The sequence below is a fragment of the Ruegeria haliotis genome, assembly GCF_013377785.1.
GTDB classification, from domain to species: Bacteria; Pseudomonadota; Alphaproteobacteria; order Rhodobacterales; family Rhodobacteraceae; genus Ruegeria; species Ruegeria haliotis.
The window spans coordinates 1-20,369 of the sequence record NZ_JABXWT010000021.1 but is presented as its reverse complement, the minus strand read 5'-3'; the positions used below and the strand labels follow the sequence as shown (position 1 = coordinate 20,369).

13 protein-coding genes and 2 pseudogenes are annotated in these 20,369 nt (G+C 55.0%); 7 read left to right on the top strand and 8 right to left on the bottom strand.

Going from position 1 to position 20,369, the window contains the following annotated elements:
• Positions 1-9 precede the first annotated feature (9 nt).
• The 3 genes from HW561_RS20940 (at position 10) to HW561_RS20930 (ending at position 5,753) form a co-directional block, all read left to right on the top strand.
• Entirely contained in the window at positions 10-3,345 is a 3,336-nt protein-coding gene (locus tag HW561_RS20940; RefSeq protein WP_176867300.1) for a DUF6519 domain-containing protein, read from the top strand.
• Positions 3,346-3,358: 13 nt separating this feature from the next.
• Positions 3,359-3,910, top strand: a complete 552-nt coding sequence (locus HW561_RS20935; RefSeq protein ID WP_176867299.1) for a hypothetical protein — start codon at positions 3,359-3,361, stop codon at positions 3,908-3,910.
• A 607-nt stretch (positions 3,911-4,517) separates the two neighbouring features.
• Positions 4,518-5,753 carry a catalase family protein gene (locus HW561_RS20930; protein ID WP_176867298.1) on the top strand — a complete coding sequence of 412 codons (1,236 nt, stop codon included), beginning with the start codon at positions 4,518-4,520 and terminating at the stop codon, positions 5,751-5,753.
• Between the two features lie 62 nt (positions 5,754-5,815).
• Here the strand turns inward: HW561_RS20930 and HW561_RS20925 are convergent, their stop codons facing one another.
• Entirely contained in the window at positions 5,816-6,787 is a 972-nt protein-coding gene (locus HW561_RS20925) for an alpha/beta hydrolase (protein WP_176867297.1), read from the bottom strand.
• A gap of 305 nt (positions 6,788-7,092) precedes the next feature.
• A complete protein-coding gene (locus tag HW561_RS20920; protein WP_176867296.1) occupies positions 7,093-8,655 on the bottom strand; it encodes a peroxidase family protein in 1,563 nt (520 codons plus the stop codon).
• 361 nt (positions 8,656-9,016) lie between these two features.
• Between HW561_RS20920 and HW561_RS24055 the strand changes: the two are divergent.
• Positions 9,017-9,286 (top strand): annotated as a pseudogene (locus HW561_RS24055) (integrase core domain-containing protein); the annotation flags it as partial.
• Between the two features lie 34 nt (positions 9,287-9,320).
• Here HW561_RS24055 and HW561_RS20910 read toward each other — a convergent pair.
• On the bottom strand, positions 9,321-10,340 hold the full coding sequence (locus HW561_RS20910) for a hypothetical protein (protein WP_176867295.1): 1,020 nt from the start codon (positions 10,338-10,340) through the stop codon (positions 9,321-9,323).
• A gap of 316 nt (positions 10,341-10,656) precedes the next feature.
• Here HW561_RS20910 and HW561_RS20905 point away from each other — a divergent pair.
• Both HW561_RS20905 and HW561_RS20900 read left to right on the top strand, forming a co-directional pair.
• A pseudogene (locus HW561_RS20905) lies at positions 10,657-10,902 on the top strand (transposase); the annotation flags it as partial.
• Between the two features lie 127 nt (positions 10,903-11,029).
• Positions 11,030-11,674, top strand: a complete 645-nt coding sequence (locus HW561_RS20900; RefSeq protein ID WP_176867294.1) for an IS6 family transposase — start codon at positions 11,030-11,032, stop codon at positions 11,672-11,674.
• 277 nt (positions 11,675-11,951) lie between these two features.
• Here the strand turns inward: HW561_RS20900 and HW561_RS20890 are convergent, their stop codons facing one another.
• From HW561_RS20890 to HW561_RS20870, 5 genes are all read right to left on the bottom strand, one after another.
• A complete protein-coding gene (locus HW561_RS20890; protein WP_176867293.1) occupies positions 11,952-12,455 on the bottom strand; it encodes a hypothetical protein in 504 nt (167 codons plus the stop codon).
• Positions 12,456-12,509: 54 nt separating this feature from the next.
• Complete coding sequence (locus HW561_RS20885; RefSeq protein WP_176867292.1) at positions 12,510-14,909, bottom strand: DUF1989 domain-containing protein; 2,400 nt, start codon at positions 14,907-14,909, stop codon at positions 12,510-12,512.
• A 14-nt stretch (positions 14,910-14,923) separates the two neighbouring features.
• Positions 14,924-16,906 carry an ABC transporter permease gene (locus HW561_RS20880; protein ID WP_176867291.1) on the bottom strand — a complete coding sequence of 661 codons (1,983 nt, stop codon included), beginning with the start codon at positions 16,904-16,906 and terminating at the stop codon, positions 14,924-14,926.
• Positions 16,906-17,934, bottom strand: coding sequence for a quaternary amine ABC transporter ATP-binding protein (locus HW561_RS20875; RefSeq protein WP_176867290.1), 1,029 nt, complete (start codon positions 17,932-17,934; stop codon positions 16,906-16,908). Before HW561_RS20875 ends, HW561_RS20880 begins: the two co-directional genes overlap by 1 nt.
• A gap of 85 nt (positions 17,935-18,019) precedes the next feature.
• On the bottom strand, positions 18,020-18,970 hold the full coding sequence (locus HW561_RS20870; RefSeq protein ID WP_176867289.1) for an ABC transporter substrate-binding protein: 951 nt from the start codon (positions 18,968-18,970) through the stop codon (positions 18,020-18,022).
• Between the two features lie 239 nt (positions 18,971-19,209).
• Here HW561_RS20870 and HW561_RS20865 point away from each other — a divergent pair, with 239 nt between their 5' ends.
• Positions 19,210-20,145, top strand: coding sequence for a LysR substrate-binding domain-containing protein (locus tag HW561_RS20865; RefSeq protein ID WP_176867288.1), 936 nt, complete (start codon positions 19,210-19,212; stop codon positions 20,143-20,145).
• Positions 20,146-20,369 lie beyond the last annotated feature (224 nt).

Genomic DNA, 20,369 nt, shown 5'->3' with positions numbered 1-20,369 from the left:
GAGGGACCAATGAGCGGCGACTATAGCAGAGACAGTTTTGACGCCCTGCGCGATTTTGCCGGGGTGTTCCTGCAGCAGGGCCGGGCGGTGCTTGACGCCGACTGGAATGAAATGGTCCAGATCTTCCAACGACGCATTCGCGCCGGAACGGTTGATACAATCGGGCGCTGCGTGGTGCCGCGCGAAACCGAAGATGCGTTCGAGATCCAGATCGTCGGCAACAGTATCGAGATTGGTCCCGGGCGGATTTATCACTATGGCAAGTTGGTCCAGAACTCGGGTTTTGCCAATTTCGACGGCACGATACCGGCGCGTCCGGATCCGGTCTTTGACCGCGGCACGGATGTCGAGGACGGTCCGGCCGGTGTATTGGACGAGATGATCGCTCCGCCCGATGGACCCTGGTTGCCATACGAAGAGCAGCCATATTGGCCAACGCCAGACGCATTGCCCGGCGAGAATACAACCAGCCTGGCATATCTTGTTTCCTGGCAACGCGAGGTCACACCGGTCAAGGATCCGTCGCTGCTGGAACCCGCGATGGGAGGTATCGACACCACAACACGCCTGCAAACCGTCTGGCAGGTGCGGATGCTGGCAGATGTCGGCGACAACGCCACCTGCGAAACGCCGGACGACGAACTTGACGACTGGATCGAGACGATTGCACCGTCAACCGCCCGGCTATCCAGCGCGACAATCGACATCGATGATCCCGAAGACCCCTGTCTGGTGCCCCCGACCGAAGGATATACGGGCATCGAGAACCAGTTCTACCGGGTCGAGTTGCATGCCACCGAAGAGGACACGCCGCCAACCCGGTTCAAGTTCTCGCGTGAAAACGCATCCGTCACGGCAACGGTCGAGGCCATCGCCAACCCGGCTGCAAGCGTGACCGTGTCGCGCATCGGGCGTGACGAGGTGTTGCGCTTTGCCGCCGGTGACTGGGTTGAGATCACGGACAATATTCGCGAGTTCAACCACCGCTCGGGTCAGATGTTGCGGGTCGCCAACGTGAACCCGGAAACCCGCGAGATCGAGTTCGAGGCGGGCCAGACGGTCGATGCCGATCTTGTCCCCTCAGGGGGTGCCGGCGATACCTTTGTGGACCGGCGCACACGGATGATCCGGTGGGATCAGCGCGGCATCATCCGGCTGGCGGACAATACCGAATGGGAAGATCTGGGCGCTGGCGGATCCGACGGCCTCATTCCCATCCCGCCCGACGGCACCGCCGTTATTCTCGAAAACGGCATCACGGTGACCTTCGATACCGTCGATGGACCCGGCACATTCCGGGACATGGACTACTGGCGTTTCGCCGCGCGCACCGCCGGCACCCAGATCGAAGAACTGCGCAGCGCGCCTCCGGACGGAATCCAGCGGCATTACTGTCGGCTGGCCATCGTGCGGTTCCCAAATTCGGTGCAGGATTGCCGGGTCTTCTGGCCGCCCGAATTCGAGGGCGGAGAGGCGGAAAGCTGTGGCTGCACGGTTTGCGTCACGGCCGAAGGACACAATTCCGGCGCGCTGACGATACAGGCGGCAATCGATCAGGTTGGCGCGCAGGGCGGCACCGTCTGTCTGGACGCGGGCGGCTATGTCCTGACCGATCCGGTGACGATCAATGGGCGTACCGCTATCAAGGTAGTCGGGCAGGGGATCGGCACGTTGCTGTTCTATCAGGGCGTTGGCGGCGCGTTTCAGATCAACAATTCTTTCGATATCCAGTTGGAACGGTTTTCGCTGTTCGTAGCACCCGGCGAAGATCCGGCCGGAAATCTGGGAATTGCCCACGGCATCGCCGCAATTAACACCGCGCTGCTTGCAGTTCGTCGCGTTGCGATCCTGCTGCTGTCGCCCAACCCCGAGGACAGTTTCGATTTTGGCATTGCGCTGGACGGGATTCAGATCGGCGCGAAGATCGAGGAATGCCTGATCATCGCCCCGCACGCGATCGGCTCGCGGTCGACCTACGGGCTGGATGAAGACGGCGATCTGACATTTGTGGCACTTGCCGAATTACGGATGTTGGACTGTATTCTTCTGGGCGGCCGGGTCACCTTGCTGTTCGACCGGGTAGCACTGAACATCGCGCTGGCGGAATTTGCCCGCAATCTGATCTTCGGGCTGGAACGCGCCGTGGTCATCCGGTTTGCCGAGGTGCCGGCAGCGTCAACACAAATTGACAGCAATACCATTATTGCAAACCGGACGGCGTTGCGGCTGGGTTCGAACGACATCCGCGTGCAGGATTGCGAGGTCAGCGGCGGGGACGAAGCAGGTGACGGCATCGTGCTGACCGATGGGCTGGTCCCCGAACTGCGCACCGATGCCCAGATCGTCGGCAACAACATCTTCGATCTGGCCGGAACCGGAATTCGGATCGAAGGGTTCCACGACGCGATCCTGATCAAGCGGAACATGATCCGACGATGCGGAGCGGCAGGTATTACCGTCGAGGCGGATGCCGACATCCGGCATCTGGCGATTGACAACAACGTGGTTGAGGACATCGCCGGAACTGTCGGACCGGAAAATGCCGGCGGTATCATCGTCGGCGCCGGTGACAACGGCCAGATCATCGGCAATCAGGTCCGCGCAATAGGCCAGGGCGGGATTGGCGGACAGACCTTTGCCGGTATCGGCGTTCAGGGCGTTGGATCACTGGCCATCGAAAGCAACGCGATTTCCGAGATCGGACCTGACCAGCCCGAGGCGCGCGCCTATGCCATTCTGATCCGCCCGCCCTATGAGGGGCTGATCGTGAATGCCAACCGCATCACCGGGGCAAGCGAAGTCACCGCAAATGATCTGACCGGCTGGCTTGGCATTCATATCGGGACCGATCCACCGACCTTTGGTAGCGACCTGGTGCTGGGCCCGCCGGTTCTGGCCCATGTGGCGTCAATCCCGCGGGCAGAACTGCGGGCCGTCGGCTTTGTCGAGTTCGAAGGCACACTGGTGCGCTTTGCACCGGCGCGGTTCCGGGCGAATCCGTCGCGCGGTACGTCGAACCAAATCGGCCTGAGCGGAAACCAGGTCCGCAACCGGTCTCGGATCGGCCAACCGATGATCCGGGTGTTCGACGCTCAGATCACGTCGCTGGCGGTTGCCCAGAACCAATGCATCCTGAACGGCAGAGGTGGCCTGTCCGAGGTTGTTCTTTTGGGCGCGCAACGGCTTGTCGTAACCGGCAACACGATCACGCACAATACAGACGCCCTTTCGCTGCGGCTGGCCGGGACAGCAGCCACCGTTATTGGCAACATCACGACCGCGGGCATTGCCCTGAATTCCGCAAACCTGCCGGCGCCATTTGATGCGCTGAACGTAATAGCATGAGGAGGAGCTTGACATGCCAATTGGAATAGCCCGCGTCGGTCGCGAAAAATCCATCGCAACACTGGCCAGGAACCTCTATCGGCTTGACGATGCCACCCCAGCGGACCTGCGCCGCGTCGAGCGGGAGCTGCTCAAGGCCAATCCAGACCTGAAGCGGAAAGAAAGCTTTGTACCCGGTCGCATCCTGATTGTGCCGGGCATTCGCGGAATCCGACCCAGTGACAGGGTCGAGGCACAATCGACCGATCTGGCCGGCCTGTTGGGCGATGCCGCCGCCCGTCTCGCGCTTGGCGCTCAGCTTGCCGCCAAAGGCGTCAGCACTGCAGAAGTCGAAATCAAAGACGGGCTGGCGCAACTGAATGACGCCAGTTTTCGTAAAGTCGCCAAAGCGGCACTGCCCGAAAGCCCCAAACTGATCCAGGCCACCGTGAACGGCCTCGAAAAGGAAAACGAAGCGCTGACCAGCAGGGCGCGCGACTTAACCCGCGCCTTTGCCGAAGCCCAAGAAAAAGTCACCGAGCTTTCCCGGGTCATCCGCAATGTCAAGCCCGGCCCGGACGGGTGACAGGGCGGATTGTTGTGTCGCAAAATTTCAGAAAGGTTGGGAATAGCCTTCTTTTTGACTCACTTATCCAGCGAGCTCGGCAAATTGTCGAAAACCTAAAGTCGTAGCGCTAGGGAATTGTGATTTCGGATCATGTTGACCAACTCTATGCCTGCCAGGACAGATACCGCTGAAGCGTAAGATTTGAATCCCAGCAAAGGTCAGATCACGCCCGGACTCCGTCCGTTTCAGCAACTCATCCAACCGGCGGGATAATCGACTCGCCAGCTCCATATATGCAGCTCTCAAAGAAATTTGTGGCAGAACCCCCAGGGTTCTTGGCCCAACCCATCACACATATGAGCCGTGCGTCCCGCACGGCTCTCGATTGGTTTTGAGGGATAGGTGAAAATGGAGACCGGTGGGTTCCGTCGCGATTGATTGAACCGCAAAATTATAAAGCGCACTTTCACCGCAAATGCTGTGAGATCAGTCTAAATCGGAGATCCATTTTCAATCGGAATCTGCGAAAGTAGAATTTTCAGTGGTAATCACCTACTATACCGGCAGCCGGAGATTGTCGGCTGCCTTATCTCTAAAAAGTTCATTTGCATACTCGGAGATTCACATGGCTCAAGCTTCAAACTCTTCCTCAACTTCACCTAATTTCGAACGCATTCCTGACGAAGAAGACGCGTGGCGCAATGAGATTGCTGCTCTCACCGTCAAACTGCAGGAGAAGCGCAAATCTCTTCAAAATGGCGAGGTGCTGCGCGGGGTGCATCCTAAGTCACACGGCTGCCTGGATGCCGAATTCGTTGTAAACTCGGATGTACCTGAGAACCTGCAGGTGGGACTTTTTGCCCATCCGGGTCGTCGGTACAGTGCTAAAATCCGTTATTCCAATGCGGATGTTTTGAAACGCGCCGATATCGAAAAGAAAAAGTCGAACGGCACCAAAGTCATGAACCACGGCAGCCGCGGTATGGCCATCAAGGTATTACATGTGGATGAGGACACTCTGCTGGCCGATGGTGAGATGCAAAATCAGGACTTTTTGATGGTAAACACGCCCGAGTTCGCGTTTCGCAATGTCCGCGATTATCGACGGCTGACGGCGGCCCTGGTTGCCTCAGAGGATGGGGCAACGCCCGACCTGTTCTTTTTGCCTGGCGTAATGCTCAAGATGGGTATGATGGATATGTCCGGCAATCTTGTACCAGCTTCTGCGTCAGATACGGAGCAGATGATCGGCTTGCGCACGACCTTCACACAACTCCACGAGGTCTTTGCGGACTATTCAGCTGCCGATTTGCAAGGCGTAATCACAGCGAGCAAGGTGGTCGAGAAAATCCGGAAGACCGCGACCCGCAGCCCGCATGAAGCCACTTATTTCAGCGCAGCACCATTCCAATTTGGCGCTGGCCGAGTGATGAGATATTCTGTAGCGCCTATGGATAGCGGTTTGTCCGACGCAGAGTTTACCCAAGATCAAATGGCCGATCTGCACGAGGACTACCTCGCGCAGGCTCTTGAAGTTACATTGTGTTCCAAAACACAAATCAAGCTCATTTTTCGAGTACAGGTTGCCACTGCCGATGACATAGCGGGCAATGAGCAGGAGATGATCGAAAATGCTGCTCTCCCATGGGACGAGACCAAATTTCCATTTGTCGAGGTCGCCCAGCTTGTCATCCAGCGTCAGATGGAGCGCAATATGGTTGATGCCTGCAAGCCTCTTTTATTCACACCGTGGCATAGTCTGGCTGACCACAAACCTCTGGGTGGTATCAACAGATTGCGCAAGCCCGTCTACAGTGCTTCCGCTGATTTCAGACGCAGCTCAGGCCAATCGACACTCTAGGGTGAGAAAATAGTGCGCTCTGCCCATCGGAGCAACTGTATGACCCGAGTGTCCGCCGCCAATCAGTTGAGGATGACTGAACGCTGATGTGGATCATCCGGGAAAACGCGCCCTTTTTCGATGCACTCAAAGATGTGTTTGAACACAAGTCCAGCCTGCCCTCGACGCGTACCAAAGCGAAAATAGTTGTGTCCTGTGGGTGGGTCATATCGCGTGTTCACGTCGTCGCAATCGACCTGAAACACATTGCGTGGTGTGCTGTCAGTGTTTTCCGGGCCTGTATGTCCCAGACGTCTTGATGCCACTTTGTTCTTCAGATTGGCGGCCTTGCTCGCGCGCAAGGCGAGATCGTCGGAGGCATAATAGACGACGACATTTCGCGATGCATGGCTGATAAGTACGCCGCTTTCGCCCTCGTGCACCGTTTCGTTTACGACGTCAGCTGCGACCATAAACGTATTGCGAAAAAGCAGTGGGACACCCGAGGCAAGATCGTATCGGTTCCAATTGGACAATGTCTGGCGTAGGACACGATTCCCCATGGAATGCGCGAGCACGTTGATGCGTTTGAGGCAAGGTGCCGCGTTGGGTTCATTGTCGGGGCTTTCGCGCCAGTCGAGGAAGCGCTCGAGTACCCGCGCGAAGGAAAACCCGCTCTGATCTGCGGATTTCTGATCATCCCAATAGTCTTTCACGACGCCTTTGTCGTTGTCGCACGGCCAGATAAGAGGGAGCACCAAGGTTTCCTTCGCCTTGGCTTTGTCGCAAAGCGATTGCAGTTCCGAGGTCATTCGGAAAACATCATCCGGCAGGTTGTTGAAGCCATGTAGGAAAATCAAAACCTGCCGGTATTCACTCTCGCGAACCCGTTTGAGAAGTTCCTTGCTGGTGATTTCTGTATGATGCTCGTCCTCGCCCTTTTCACAATAGAACACGGAATTGGAGGGGGCGTTGTTGTCGAGGTCAAATGTGAAGCGCCGCCCCTTGCGGGTGCGAATGCTTTGGGTCGGGAATCGGTTGGTGACAAACAGCATTGTATTCCTTCCGAGAATTTTCCAACTGAATTCTGTAATGCAACAAAGTTACACCGTTAAGGTTTTCATGTCATTCTAGTGAGCAATTTGCGGAAATACCGCACTATACATTGAGTAAAGACTAGCTCGGGCCTCATTGCACGCCGCACATTCGCTCCAGTTCGTCCCAGTTTTCCTCAGTTACAAAAGGCTGGTCTGATGAAGCTGGGCTGCAGCGTTTGATTGCGCCAAGAAGCTCTGAAATGGACCGTTGAGCATTTGCTGTATCTTTGGCGTCTTACATCGCTTGGCCTTGCTGTACTGGTTTATTCAGGAACCCAATCTTGTCGCGTCATGGAAATGAATGTGTCACCTGCGCCGCCTGCCACATTGCGGTCCACGATATCTCGGAGGACGTTTGTGCTTTGGATGGCGCGCCATCCAGGCTCAGAGAAAGTTGAGGGTCTGAACACATGTTCGGACAGGAGCGGGTTGGTGAGTGCTTGGCTAAATGCATCAAGGGCGACGAAGGATAAAATCAAACTAGGCAGAGGGCTGTTTGGGACCCTGTCTTCGCAGAATAATCCGACATGAAAATCTACGTTGCGGGGATCATCATATAGTTTGGAAAGTTTCGTCGCGACGTCCGGGTCGGTCGAAATGTTGGACCAGTGGGTCGGGCGAGACTGGCCAAGGTAGTTGCGATAATCTGAATAGCTGGCCAATTGGCAAAAGCGATCTTGCTCAATCGAGGACTTTTCCACATGCAAGAGCGGTTTCGCCGTGTTTCTAGGGCCAACTTCGCCTGCTGGCGTGGCGCTAATCAATCTGAAGGATTGAAGCAGGCCGGCTTTGAGCAACAAAGCATTGTTCATGAACGTTGACGACACGGGTTGTGGTGTCGCGTCCCATTGAAGGGTGTCGGGGATCAAAGCGTGCCAACGATAGAGCAAACTGAATTCGACGGTGATCCAATTTGGTTTGTTCCAAGGGGCACGCCAAGCCACACTCGGATCCGCCTTGAGTTTGAAAGGCACCGGCGCAATATGGTTGATGTAGTCTTCGACCACCATTTTGATGAAGATAACGATAACGGTATTGCGGGCCGTCTCAAAGATCCGTTCATCGCTCCAGTCGGGGTGGGCCGTTTCTATCTCACCTGCCAGGCGGTTGTGTTCACGTAAAAACAGGGTGTTTAGCATCGCAACCTGAGGGACAGAGTTTACCCTATCACCGCCCACCGCGAAGAGCTTGGCACGCAATTCGTCAGTGAGATCGCTTTCACCAAGGGGGCGATCCAGGACAGCAAAATCGGGATCAACTTGCCCATCGCTATAAAGAAAGGGGGAATACTCTTCTTCGTTGAGCTTTTGGCTACGCAGGCGACCTTTTTCACCCCTTGTTTCGGAGCTGAGGCGCAGCGCATCGGTCTGTGCCTGAGTGCGACCGTAGAGTGTGCACATATCAATTTCATGGTTGGAGGTATTGCGCCGCAAGCGCGTGTCTGCGGTTTCACCTTTCGCGATGAGATTGTCGGTTTCTGTTCGCAGAAAGCCATCGGTCAGGTATTGGGCGAACGCAGGAAAGAGACAGGTTGACTTGGGGCATAGTCGTTGGGTGCTATCACGACGTTCAAAGAGGTCCAGCAGATCGTCAACTTCGGGCATAGTCGTTCGAACCCCGGGTGGCAGGTGACGCCCGCTCCATCGTCGATCGGTCAGCCCTTTCCAAGAGACAAAATCGTGGGCCGTGCTCAAGGGGTGCGGCCGCGATCGGGCGCGTTTGACTATGCGGTTGATAAGCAGGCGATTAACCCATTTCGCGAGTGGTGGGATCGCTTCGACTGCAGCAAATATCTTTTCTTGAACCGAATAGGAAAACAGTGGCATGGGGCACCTAATAATAGTGTTGTGAAATGAGGCTATGTTGCCCCAAATTCAATCTCCTGGCTAGAAGAAGGTGTGGGTTTCCAGTTTAGTCAGTTAAAGCTGAAGTTAGGTCTATCCGTGCCCGACTCATTCATCTGACGGTCTTGTTACGCTGACGGCTATGGCGCATTGCAACGTCGGTGGATCAGGAGCCATCCACCCCATCCGGAATTACAGAGGACATCGTCCAGCAATTCCTAGAAAATCATATCGCGGACGACCTACCCCCCAAGGCTCCCACATTCATAGCGAGAGTTTTCTGGGCTGGTTCTCATATTCTTCGTCGTAGGTTCGGGTAAGCACGTCGGGCGCGGAGCCCTCAGATTGCTCAAGTGTCCGGCGCGAACGCCCGCCGGGCAATCCTGAGATCAGAAAAAGTTTAAGTCGGTCGCAGCGAGGCGCCGCATGTTTGGCTATCGGCGGATCGGTGTGATGTTGGAGCGCGCAGGAATGATCATGAAGCACAAAAAACTGAGTCGACTGTAAGCCCCAGCAGATTGCCTTCGTAGAGGCATTCAACGGCAGCCTGCGAAATGAGCTGCTGAATGCGGAGTTGTTTGATACCTTGGATGGCGCCCGCCGTAAGCTGGCCCAAGTCTCTGGCGAAAGGATGTTGGCAATGGCAGCTACAACGCAAATGGTGTGATGCCCCCAGCGAAGGATGCAAGTATGGGGGCGGTAAGTGCAAAGCCGGCGCGCAACACCTCTCCAATGCCTTCTTTCAACCCGTGCGATGCCTTCCAGTCTTCGACATCAAAGCTGTTTTCTGTCGTTTCATTCATGCAGGCTTTGCGGGAAAGGTCCTTGATGCGACTGTCCAGTATCAACGCCACTGGAAGATAGTAACTCAGCATCAGCAAGCAAAAGTAGGTTCCGGTGAACAATGCTGACGCAGTTACCAGTGAGCTATAGGCGGCTTGTCCAGTTTCCTCGATCACAGGCAGGGGCCAGTACATCCAGCTGGATGCGAAAAACATGCCAAATGTCAGGATAAGGCTGGACAGATACAGTTGTTGCCGCATCTGGTGCATGTTTTTCCGCAGTTCCTCTGCGGTTTCTTCGACATTTTTGCTGGAAACGGATGCCAGACACAGGATCATGCCAGCGATCAATGCGCCGACCGCCAGCCCGGCAAGAGCGTTGATGATGTCCAGCACCTTTCTGAACATCGAAAACACCGGTATGTCGCCACATCGACCCAACAGCCAATAATCGTCAGGTTGCAGGCATCCGGGTAGCGTGCCCCGCGATAACGCAGTCTCAAAAACGGCCCGACCGACCTGATGATAAATTCGCGGAGTGGTCGACGTAATATATTGTTGAACCGTTGGGACAATCGCCAGTGTGAATATGACCAAGGTCGTGACGGTAGCGGCAATTCTTGTTTCCTGCGTCATTGGGCGCGCAATATTTCGGATCTGCAAAGCCACGGCCAGAACGGCAAGAGAAGCAAAGAACCAGGATGCGGCAAGGAACCGAAAACGGCCCACTGCTTCCAACCAAGTGTTGTCATCACTCAGAATTTCGACAGGCACGTCCAAATCCGTTGCGATCAGATGGTGGTGGATGAGTTCATGCAACCCGAAAATGAAAATCGGTAACAACACGATCGCAAAGTAACGCAGTTCTACTCGACGGTTAGACACATCCGGCCTCTCGCGTTTCTAAAATACATAAGGGAATTCATAACACAAATTGAAGTTGCCGACATCGTACAGCACCCCGTTCGTTTATGAAGGTCTCCATTTGAGCCTTGGAACGCAAGCAACGTTCAGGCTTTTAGTCTCCCTTTAAGCGTGTCATCAGGGATATTGAAACAAACGTCTGGGAGGCTTGCCCGCTCGCTAACTCCGATCGCAGCATGTAGTTTTCAGCACAAGCGGCATATTTAGTTGAATAACTCTTCCTTGATCCAAGGGGCTTTGACTGATTCAATTCCCATTTCGATTGAGGGAATTGGTGATGATGGGACAAAAGCAGGAGGCACAGTCGGCGCTGTTCTACGCGTTCTCGCTGAAGGATCATGTCCCGCAAAATCATTTACTGCGATCAATTGACCGGTTTATCGATCTGAGCGACATCCGCCAGTATCTGGCGGAGTTTTACAGCCATACTGGCCGCCCATTCATTGATCCTGAGCTTCTGATCCGCGTGCTGTTGGTGGGGTATTGCTTCGGCATTAGGTCTGGGCGCCGATTGCGTGAAGAAGGGCTTTGTCGCAAACTTTTGCCGGCATGTTGCACCTTCGTTTAGTTTGATCCAACTGGTGGATTGAACGCGACAACGCTTAGGAATGCCCAATGATTGATTTCAAAGGTGCGCCTACCCACAATCTGTGATCCTGTTCGCGGTCTATTTCTACGTTCGCTACGGCGTCTCGTACCGCGATCTGGAAGAGATCATGGCAGAGAGGGGCGTGACGGTTGATCACGCGACCCTGAACCGCTGGGTCGTGGAATATTCACCTGCGACCGCTCGCGTGGCGCAGAAGCGTAAGGCCAACACCGCTGAATCCTGGCGTATGGATGAGACCTATGTGAAGGTCCGCGGTGAATGGGTGTATCTGTATCGTGCCGTAGATCGTGATGGGCAAACCCTTGATTTCATGCTGTCAGCGAAGCGAGACACCGTTGCGGCCAAAAAATTCTTCGCCAATGCACTGTATCACAACGGTATCCCAAAGCGGATTACAATTGACAAAAGTCGTAGCAACGCCGCCGGGATCAAGGAAGTGAACAAGATTTTCAAATGGTTGCAGATACCTGTTAAAATCGACACCATCAAATCGAAGTACCTCAACAACATCGTCGAGCAGGATCATCGTTTCATCAACCGGCGCACGAGGTCAATGCTCGGATTCAAAAGCTTCGTCTCAGCCGCGGCGACACTCGCGGGTATCGAAGCGGCCAACATGATCCGTAAGGGCCAGTTAGGACATTCGACAAACGGATTCCGTCAAATTCCAGAACTCGCCGGATAACTATGCCCAATCAGAGCGTTAGCTTTGATCTACGCCAAAGTTTGCGACAGAACCGTCGAAACACGACCCGTAGAGTGAGGCAGATCTCAATTGCCAGATCGGAGTAACGCGACTGGCCAACGCGCATTTTGCGGCGTGGCGAAGCCCAGCTCTTTACCACATCATTGAATTTGTGATGCATCTACCGTCGCTCATGTCAGAATGAATGTTGGCGATACCGCTGCTAGGCGATCCATGCAACACGATCGTGAAATGTGAACAATGGGCGTAGGTCGTCTCAATTGCTGTACTCGACACTCAGAAAAACTAGTGTGCGTTTCTCTTGGCCCTTGTCTTTTATGGCAACCCGATAGACGCGGATTCCGGCTTTCAATTCTGTAAGCTCATAGCTGTCGGGGTGATTGACCGGCCCATCATTCGGAGAAGACATGCCGTCTCGACAACGCACAACTTCAGCCCATGTGTCGTCGAAGTAGCTTGTGGCCTCATTGCTTCTGAACTGAAATTCCCAATAACACGAAACGCCACTGGAATTACCCAAGCCACGAAATGGCTGGCATACGGACCCATAAGGCGCAACCCCGGTGTCATCATAGCTTTCAATTGCAGAAATTTGTGCGCATTCGGCAGCCAGTCCAATAGTTGGTTGAACGAACATAATCGTCACAAGTGCAAGCCAAAAATCCAACGAGACGCGGTTGTCAGGTTCGATATCGGATGCTGGAGCGGGGCAGACAGAACTCCTATTGCCGCGCACTTCTAGCACGGCAAGCAATCGCATACCTTGCGCTCTGACGTGAGATTCCCTTTCACCAATATTTTTGGCAAAGAGTTGTCATTCTGCTGCATCAGGAACATCAACGTATGAATAGTTACCCTTCACGCGTTCCTTTGTCGGGTCAAAATGCGGAAAAGGAACGATTTTGGCTTTCAGACGCTTTTGCTGACCGTCCAGTTGCCCGATTTCAATGTCAGCCCCAACCGTAGCATGAGTGACCGAAACCCGGCCCAACGCGATGACCTTGCCCAGAATGGGTGATTTCATCGCGCTGGTAATCTCTCCAACCTGCGCTTTTCCTACACGCACACAGTCGCTGGGCGAGGGGACCGTCCCTCCCTCGATCTCGAAACCAACCAGTTTGCGATGAGGATGGGCCTTGCGTTCTTCAATCGCTGCCCGCCCGATAAAATCGTCGGGCTTTGATTTCAGCGGTACAGTGAAGCCGATGCCTGCCTCGAAGGGATCGGTTTGATCGTCGAATTCAGACCCGGCAAAGATCAAACCACCTTCGATCCGCAACATGTCCAGTGCGGCAAGACCGAGCGGCGCAATTCCGTAATCCTGTCCTACCTCCCAGACGCGGTCGAAAATTTCGACGGCATCCTTGGGGTGACAGAAGATCTCATAACCCAGTTCACCGGAATACCCGGTCCGTGAGATCACGACTGATTTTCCCTGTACGTCGCCAACCCTCGCAACGGTAAGCCGGAACCATGGCAGTTCATCGATTGTCGGTTGCTGAGGCGGCGTCCAGAAGATCTTCGACAGGATGTCGCGGCTGTACCGCCCCTGAACGGCGATGTTGTGTAGCTGGTCCGTCGAATTACGCACCCAGACATTCATATTGCGTTTGAGCGCCTGTTCCTGCAGCCACAAACCGCTGGTGTCATTGCCTCCAATCCAGCGAAAATTGGTCTCGCCCAGCCGGTAGACTGTACCATCATCGATCATACCGCCGTGTTCATAACACATGGCTGTGTATACGACCTGCCCAACGCTCAGCTTTTTCATGTTGCGGGTCACGCAGAGCTGCATCAGCTCTTCGGCGTCCGGCCCGACGACCTCGTATTTCCGCAGCGGGCTCAGGTCCATCACGGCGACCTTGTCCCGGCAGGCCCAATATTCGGCAATCGCGCCGTGATTGGTCATCGTGTTAGGCAGCCAGTAGCCGTTGTATTCGACGAAATCACGTGTGTGCCGTGCAAAGCAGTCATGAAATGCTGTTTTCTTGGTTTCTTCCACATCCGCCTCCGCAGATTTTCTATAGCCGGAGGATCGTTTGAAATCCTCGGTTGCTTTGTAGGTTCGCACCTGAATATCGGTTGGGTTCCAGCCATTTGCTGGATCGATGTCGCAGGGGCAGCCAGTGCTGACACAAACCAAGTCCGTCAGCGCGCGCAGCAGGACGAAATCGCCTGGCCGGGACCAGGGATCATCCATCCCAATGGTGTTGGTGTCATCCAGCATCGTGTTGAAAAAGAAGTTGATTGCAGGCCAACCAGCGCGGGGTCTGATGCCATATTGGTTCAGGTCCTTGTTGATATTGTCCGAACAGTTCACATGACCCGGATAACCGAGATCTTCGTAATATCGCGCGGTACAGGCGAGGCCGAAGGTGTCATGGCGCCCGCATGTATCCTGCACGATCTCGACCAGAGGTTCTTGGTCCACGGACCAGTATTTCGAGAAGATCCCGGGTTGCGGATAGAGACTGCCCATCAAGCTGCGGGTCGTGGTGGGATCAATCTCGCGTTCGACCCCCTGATCCAGCGCGCGGCGGCTGAAGGCCTGAAAATCCGAACACTCGCGCCCGCGAATATCCACGATCTGGATGAACTCTCCGGCTTTCACCTCATAGGACCGAGCGTTGCCTGGCTGAATATTGATGTCCTTTAGCGGGTCGGCCAGTGGATCGGGTGGCCCCACATCGGGTTTCTCCAACCCTGGTGCTGCGCGCTGGATATACAGGATGATCTCTGTCGGAGGATTGTTGTCTTCCGGACGCATCGCCTCACCGGGTGCAGCGACGATCAAAAGACCATCGTTTTCAGCTATGAAGGTCACCATGTCGCCGGGGCGCGACCCGTCCGAGAAAGCCCGGATTGCATCGCCTTGGCCGATATCAAATCCGGCAATCTCCAGGGCACGCAGAACTTTCCTGCCCGAGGCGGATCCGTTTGCCAATGTTGCGATCACCCCTTCGGGGCGCCCACAACCTTGCACGCCCAGCATCGCCGCGTCAGAACTTCGATCGGGCGCAAAGAATACCATCTCTGCTGGCTGCATGCCGTCTCGATCCAGCAGCGTGATCGTGTCACCCCTAGATACCGGAACCGCGCGCGAACCCAAGCCGGGAACAGGATGGCGTTCGGTTCCATGTGGCAAGATAGGCAGACCGGGGGCAAGAACCCCGCTGCGCTCGAACGGCACCTCAAAGACTGGCTGAACGTTCATCTTCGATACTCCGGTTAGTCCAGACCCAAGGCGCGCTTGCGCGCCTCAGTCCAGCTGCTGATTGCCATGTCAAAGGTCAGCGCCATGAGCGACACATTCAGGCCCAGAACAAAGTTCTTTCCTAGTTCAGTACCTGCAAGCGTGCGTTGCAGTTCCTGACCCAGATCCTGCGTACCAATGAACGCTGCGATGATGACCATGAAGAAAGCGAACATGATTGCCTGATTGAACCCAACAGCCATTGTCGGCAATGCCAGCGGGAACTGCACTGACATCAGCTTTTGGTGGCGGGTGGAGCCGGACATATCCGCCGCTTCGGTCATTTCGGGCGGAACGCTGCTGAGACCGATGATGGTATAGCGGATCAAAGGCACGGCGGCGAAAATCAGGATCGAGAACACAACTGCCACGTCGTTGACGCCGAACAGCATGATCGCGGGGATCAGATAGATAAAGCTGGGGAAGGTCTGCGCCGTGTCGCACGCTAGCAGGATGCTCTTGGACCAATGCGCGGATCGGGCTGCAATTACACCCAACGGAATTCCGATCAACGTCGCCAGCGCAACTGCCGAGATCACGGTGTAAAGCGTGATGACCGACCGATCCCACCAGCCTGAAAAGGCGACGATCGTAAAGAATATCGCGGCATAGATACCGGGCTTACGACCACCGACCCAATAGGCGAAGGAGACAACCAGCAGGATGAAGGCTGGCGTTGGGATTGCCAAAAGTGTGTTGCGGAACGGGATCAGCACCTTGACGTTCAGAAACCAGCGCAACCATTCGGTTGTTCCTTTGATGGCATCCAGAGCCAGGAACGACTTGATTATGACGTCGATCTCCTTGCCCTGGCTCAGGTGTTGCTTGCGGCCTACTTCGGCCAAGATCGGGAACAATTGCGACAGCAGGATAAACCCAACGAACAGACCCAGCGCGACCAGCGAAATCTGGTGCCGCTTCCACCAAGGTGTGCCACGTTCGAAGTGAACAGGCTGCTTGACGACCCAGGCTTTTGACATCCGATCAAGCGTGACGGCCAGAAGAACAATGGTAACACCAATCTCGAACGACCGGCCCAGTTTGAAGCTACCCATCATTGCCAGCAATTTGGCACCTAGGCCCGGCATGCCGATAAAGGCAGTCAGAACCACCATTGCCAGACACAGCATGATGACCTGATTGACGCCAACCAGAACTTCGGTACGCGCCGCAGGAACATAGACATGGCGCAGCATCTGCCAGCGGGTGCAGCCGGACATCTGCCCGGCTTCGATCACTTCGGGGCTGACCTTCTTGAGACCCAGAGTGGTCATCAATATCATCGGCGGTATGGCAAAGGTAATCGTTGCGACAGCCCCTGCTGTCGGTCCGACCTTAAAGAAGATCACCGCTGGCAACAGATAAGTGAAGAAGGGCAGGGTTTGCAGCACGGACAGGATGGGCTTCAACATCCGCTCGAACCAGCCGTATTTCCAGGCAGCGATACCCAAAACTAAGCCCAGCAGAAAGGCCAAAGGCGCCGCAACCACAATGACAGACATCGTCTGCATGGCGATTTTCCACTGCCCGATTGCCGCGGTCCAGATAAAGGTTCCCGCACCCAACGCAGCCAGCCTCCACCCACCTACGGCATAGCCGACAACAGCTGCCACAACGGCGATTGCAGACCATGGGATCGGGCCCAGATAAGGCCAACGGCGCTTGCCTTCCAAAAGGTTCGCCGACGTATCCAGCAGGAATTCAAGCGGGCCTTCAGCGATAAAGCGGGTGACATAGATCAGGCCGAGGTCGTTTTGAATGAAGTTGAAAATCACATCCAGAACCTGCGCCGTCGGCGGTATTGCCGCCTCGGGGATGCGGTTAAGCCATTCGGGCAAAATTCCGACGGCCTTGGCGAGGATCAACGCCAAGGCGGTGACCAACAGCGCGGTGACAACTCTGGTACGCCCCCATGACTTGTCTGATGTGCCCGGTATTTCGGTGGACAGCGTTGCCATCATTCGGCTCCAAGCAGAATATTCAGTGCTGTGTCACGTTCCAGAACACCGGTAACAACGCCTTTGTCATCCGCGACCGGCAACAGGATGCGGTTGTCATTAACCAGCACCCGGGCCAATTCATGAATGGTCGAGCCGCCATTGATCGGCGCGCCTTCCAAAGCGTGCCCGTTCACCGGTTTCGCCAGCCCTTTCGCATGGACGACCCGGGCTTTGTCGATGTCTTCGGTAAACTTGGCCACATATTCGGTGGCAGGGTTCATCACGATCTTGTCGGGCGTATCACATTGTTCGACCGCGCCATTGCGCATGATCGCAATCCGGTCAGCCAAACGCAGTGCTTCGTCAAAATCGTGTGTGATAAAGACAATGGTTTTTCCTAGCATCTCTTGCAGACGCAAGAATTCATCCTGCATTTCACGGCGGATCAGCGGGTCGAGCGCCGAGAAAGGCTCATCCAGAAACCAGATATCCGGCTCAATGGCCAATGATCGAGCAATGCCCACCCTTTGTTGTTGGCCACCGCTCAGTTCGCGAGGGAAGTATTCTTCACGACCCTCAAGGCCGACCAGCTTGATGACTTCCAGCGCACGCTCACGCCGGTCGTGGCGATCCTGTCCGCGCATTTCCAGAGGGAACGCTACGTTGTCCAGAACCGTACGATGCGGCAGTAGGCCAAAAGACTGGAACACCATTCCCATCTTGCTTCGGCGCAGTTCAATCAGGTCGCGCTCGCTCAGGCTCATAATGTCCTGACCATCAACCTCAATCGTTCCGCCTGTAATATCGTGCAGGCGCGAAAAACACCGCACCAGCGTCGACTTGCCTGATCCTGACAGCCCCATGATGACCAGCATTTCGCCACGACCAACCTCGATCGAGACATCCTTGACCCCTGCGATATATCCATCTGCACGGATCTCATCAAAACTGCGACCAACGGGCAGGGACTTCAGGTAGCTCTCTGGCGAAGGCCCAAACAGTTTCCAAACATTTCTTGCTGAGATGACAGGCGCTGTGACGGACATGGCTGCCTTTCTTTCTTGTTGAGCGCGGCCTTGCATCGCTGAGATGTTCAAAGCCGCGCCAGTTTCGGTGTCTGTAGCCAGACTATCAGCTGCAGGCGCTGATCCAGGGATCAACAACAGCGCGGTTCGCGTCCAGCCATTCTTCGGCGGCTTCTTCCGGCTCAAGCTCATCTGTGTCGACCAGCTTGGCCATCTCTGCAATCTGAGGGTTGGTGAAAGAAATCTCGGTCAGGGCGCAATATGCGGCTGGCCATTTGTCTTTCATACCATCCCACGCCGCCTTTTTCAGGTAGCCAGAGGCAGGGTTGCCGCAATCATACAGGGCATCAGGGTTCGGACCCTTGGCCGGATCCTTGTCGCAGCCATCTTCCCATGCTGGAAACTCGACAAATTCACCCGGCCAAACCGCCTCGGCAAAGTTGGGCGTCCAGTTGAACACCAGAACCGGTTTTTTATCCGCTTCTGCTGCGCCGATCTCGGCCCACAGGGCTGCGGCGGAACCCGCATTGATAACGGTAAAGTTCAGATCCAGCGCTTCGGCCCGTTCTTTACCATGCTTCAACCAGTCGACCGGACCATCCAGATAACGGCCTTTGTCACCAGTCTCGGCCGTGGCGAACAAGTGCGCACAGTCGTTCAAAGCTTCCCAATCGGGCAGGCCCGGGCAGGAGTCCTTGGTCCACATCGGATACCACCAATCCTCACGTGTGACCGCGTCATGATCGCCCGCATCATGCAGGCCACCCTTTTCCAATGCCGCCCGGTAGGATGCGCCAAACGCGCCTTCCCAGACTTCCATCTCCAGTGCCACATCGCCCAGACGTACCGATTCATAGACCGCCTGGCTGTCTGTGGTGACGTATTCGACGTTGTTGCCCATCTCTGCGAAGATCAGGCCGGCAACGTTCGACATCACGATCTGGCTGGACCAGTTGTGAATTGGGATGACGATCGGATCGCTGCTGTCTTCGGCAATCGCCCCGGTTCCCGCTACTGCTGCCAAGGTTGCAGCAGAAAGTAGGTTTGTAAGTTTCATGTTCGCTCCCTGAGTGACGTTCATTTTATTGGTTTGAGGACTCTTCCGGCCCCGAATTTGTGCATTCTGCCCAGAATCGCTTAAGGCGCAGAACAGAGATTTGAGGGGCTTTGGCCATAATTTCTTGAGGCTAGTATGATTTTTTGCTATCTTAACAGTTGGTTGCCTGATCAGATGCCAGGTAAAGCAGGCAAATGTTTTTGACTTCGACTACATCCAGCTCGGGAATCCGCCCTCAAATGCCACAGAAAGCGCCAATCACCGGGAAAGTCCTTCCGCCGCTCGACTATCTTTTGGCCTTTGAGGCGGCCGCAAAGGCGCAGAGTTTTGCGCAGGCCAGCAAGGTGCTCAATATCTCGGAGACTGCAATCAGCCGCAAGGTACGGTTGCTGGAACAACATTATGATGTGCCGTTGTTTGTAAGGGGTCACCGCTCGGTTTCCCTGACACAGCAGGGGGCCATTTTGTTGGCAACCGTAGAAAAATCGCTGGACCTGATGCGGGATGTCAGTCGCGATATGTTAGCCAAACATCAGGCCAACACGGTCTCGATCTCTGCGACCAACTCTGTCGCGTCCCTCTGGCTGATGCCGCAGCTTCGCAAGTTCAACAAGTCTAATGGCCGTATCCGTATCTCACTGGTATCGTCTGACAGTGACGCGGAATGTTTGTCGGATTCGATGGACCTGACGATATTGCGCGGGGATGGCGACTGGCCCGGATACGAGGCACAGCTTCTGTTTGGGGAAACTATTTTCCCGGTGTGTAGCCCCGAGTACCTTAAGCGAAATCCTAGTGCAGCAGATCTAACCGCGCTGTCGCAGCTGGATCTTATTGAAGTAACCAGCGGTCATGCAGAATGGATGACATGGCGCACATGGCTCAGCGGCAATGGTGTTTCAACGTCATTGATGGAGCGCGCTGTGGCCTTCAACACCTATCCGTTGTCGGTACAGGCTGCGGTCGATGGTCTGGGAGTAGCCTTGGGGTGGGCTCATCTTGTTGACCCACTGCTTGAGAGCGGCGCATTGGTCAGGCCAAACCAACATGCATCCGTACGAACGCGGTCGGGATATTACCTGCTTAAAAGTCCGACACACAAGGCGTTCCCGGAGCGGCATATCGTAGAAGAATGGTTGTTGGGACTCAGCGCAGGGCGCAAACGTTACGCGTGAATCTTTGGCATAGTCATGTGCGAATTTTTACGTTCCTTTGGGTCGATATGATTCCAAGGTTGACCAAAGGGAATATTTATTTACCCTAAAGAAAGTTTATAATTTTGAGCCGGATGTATTCGGCCTACTTTTGCAGGGAGTCCAAGACCCAATGAGTTACAAATCTGACATTGAGATCGCCCGAGAGGCGCAGAAGAAGCCGATTCAGGAGATTGGTGCGAAGA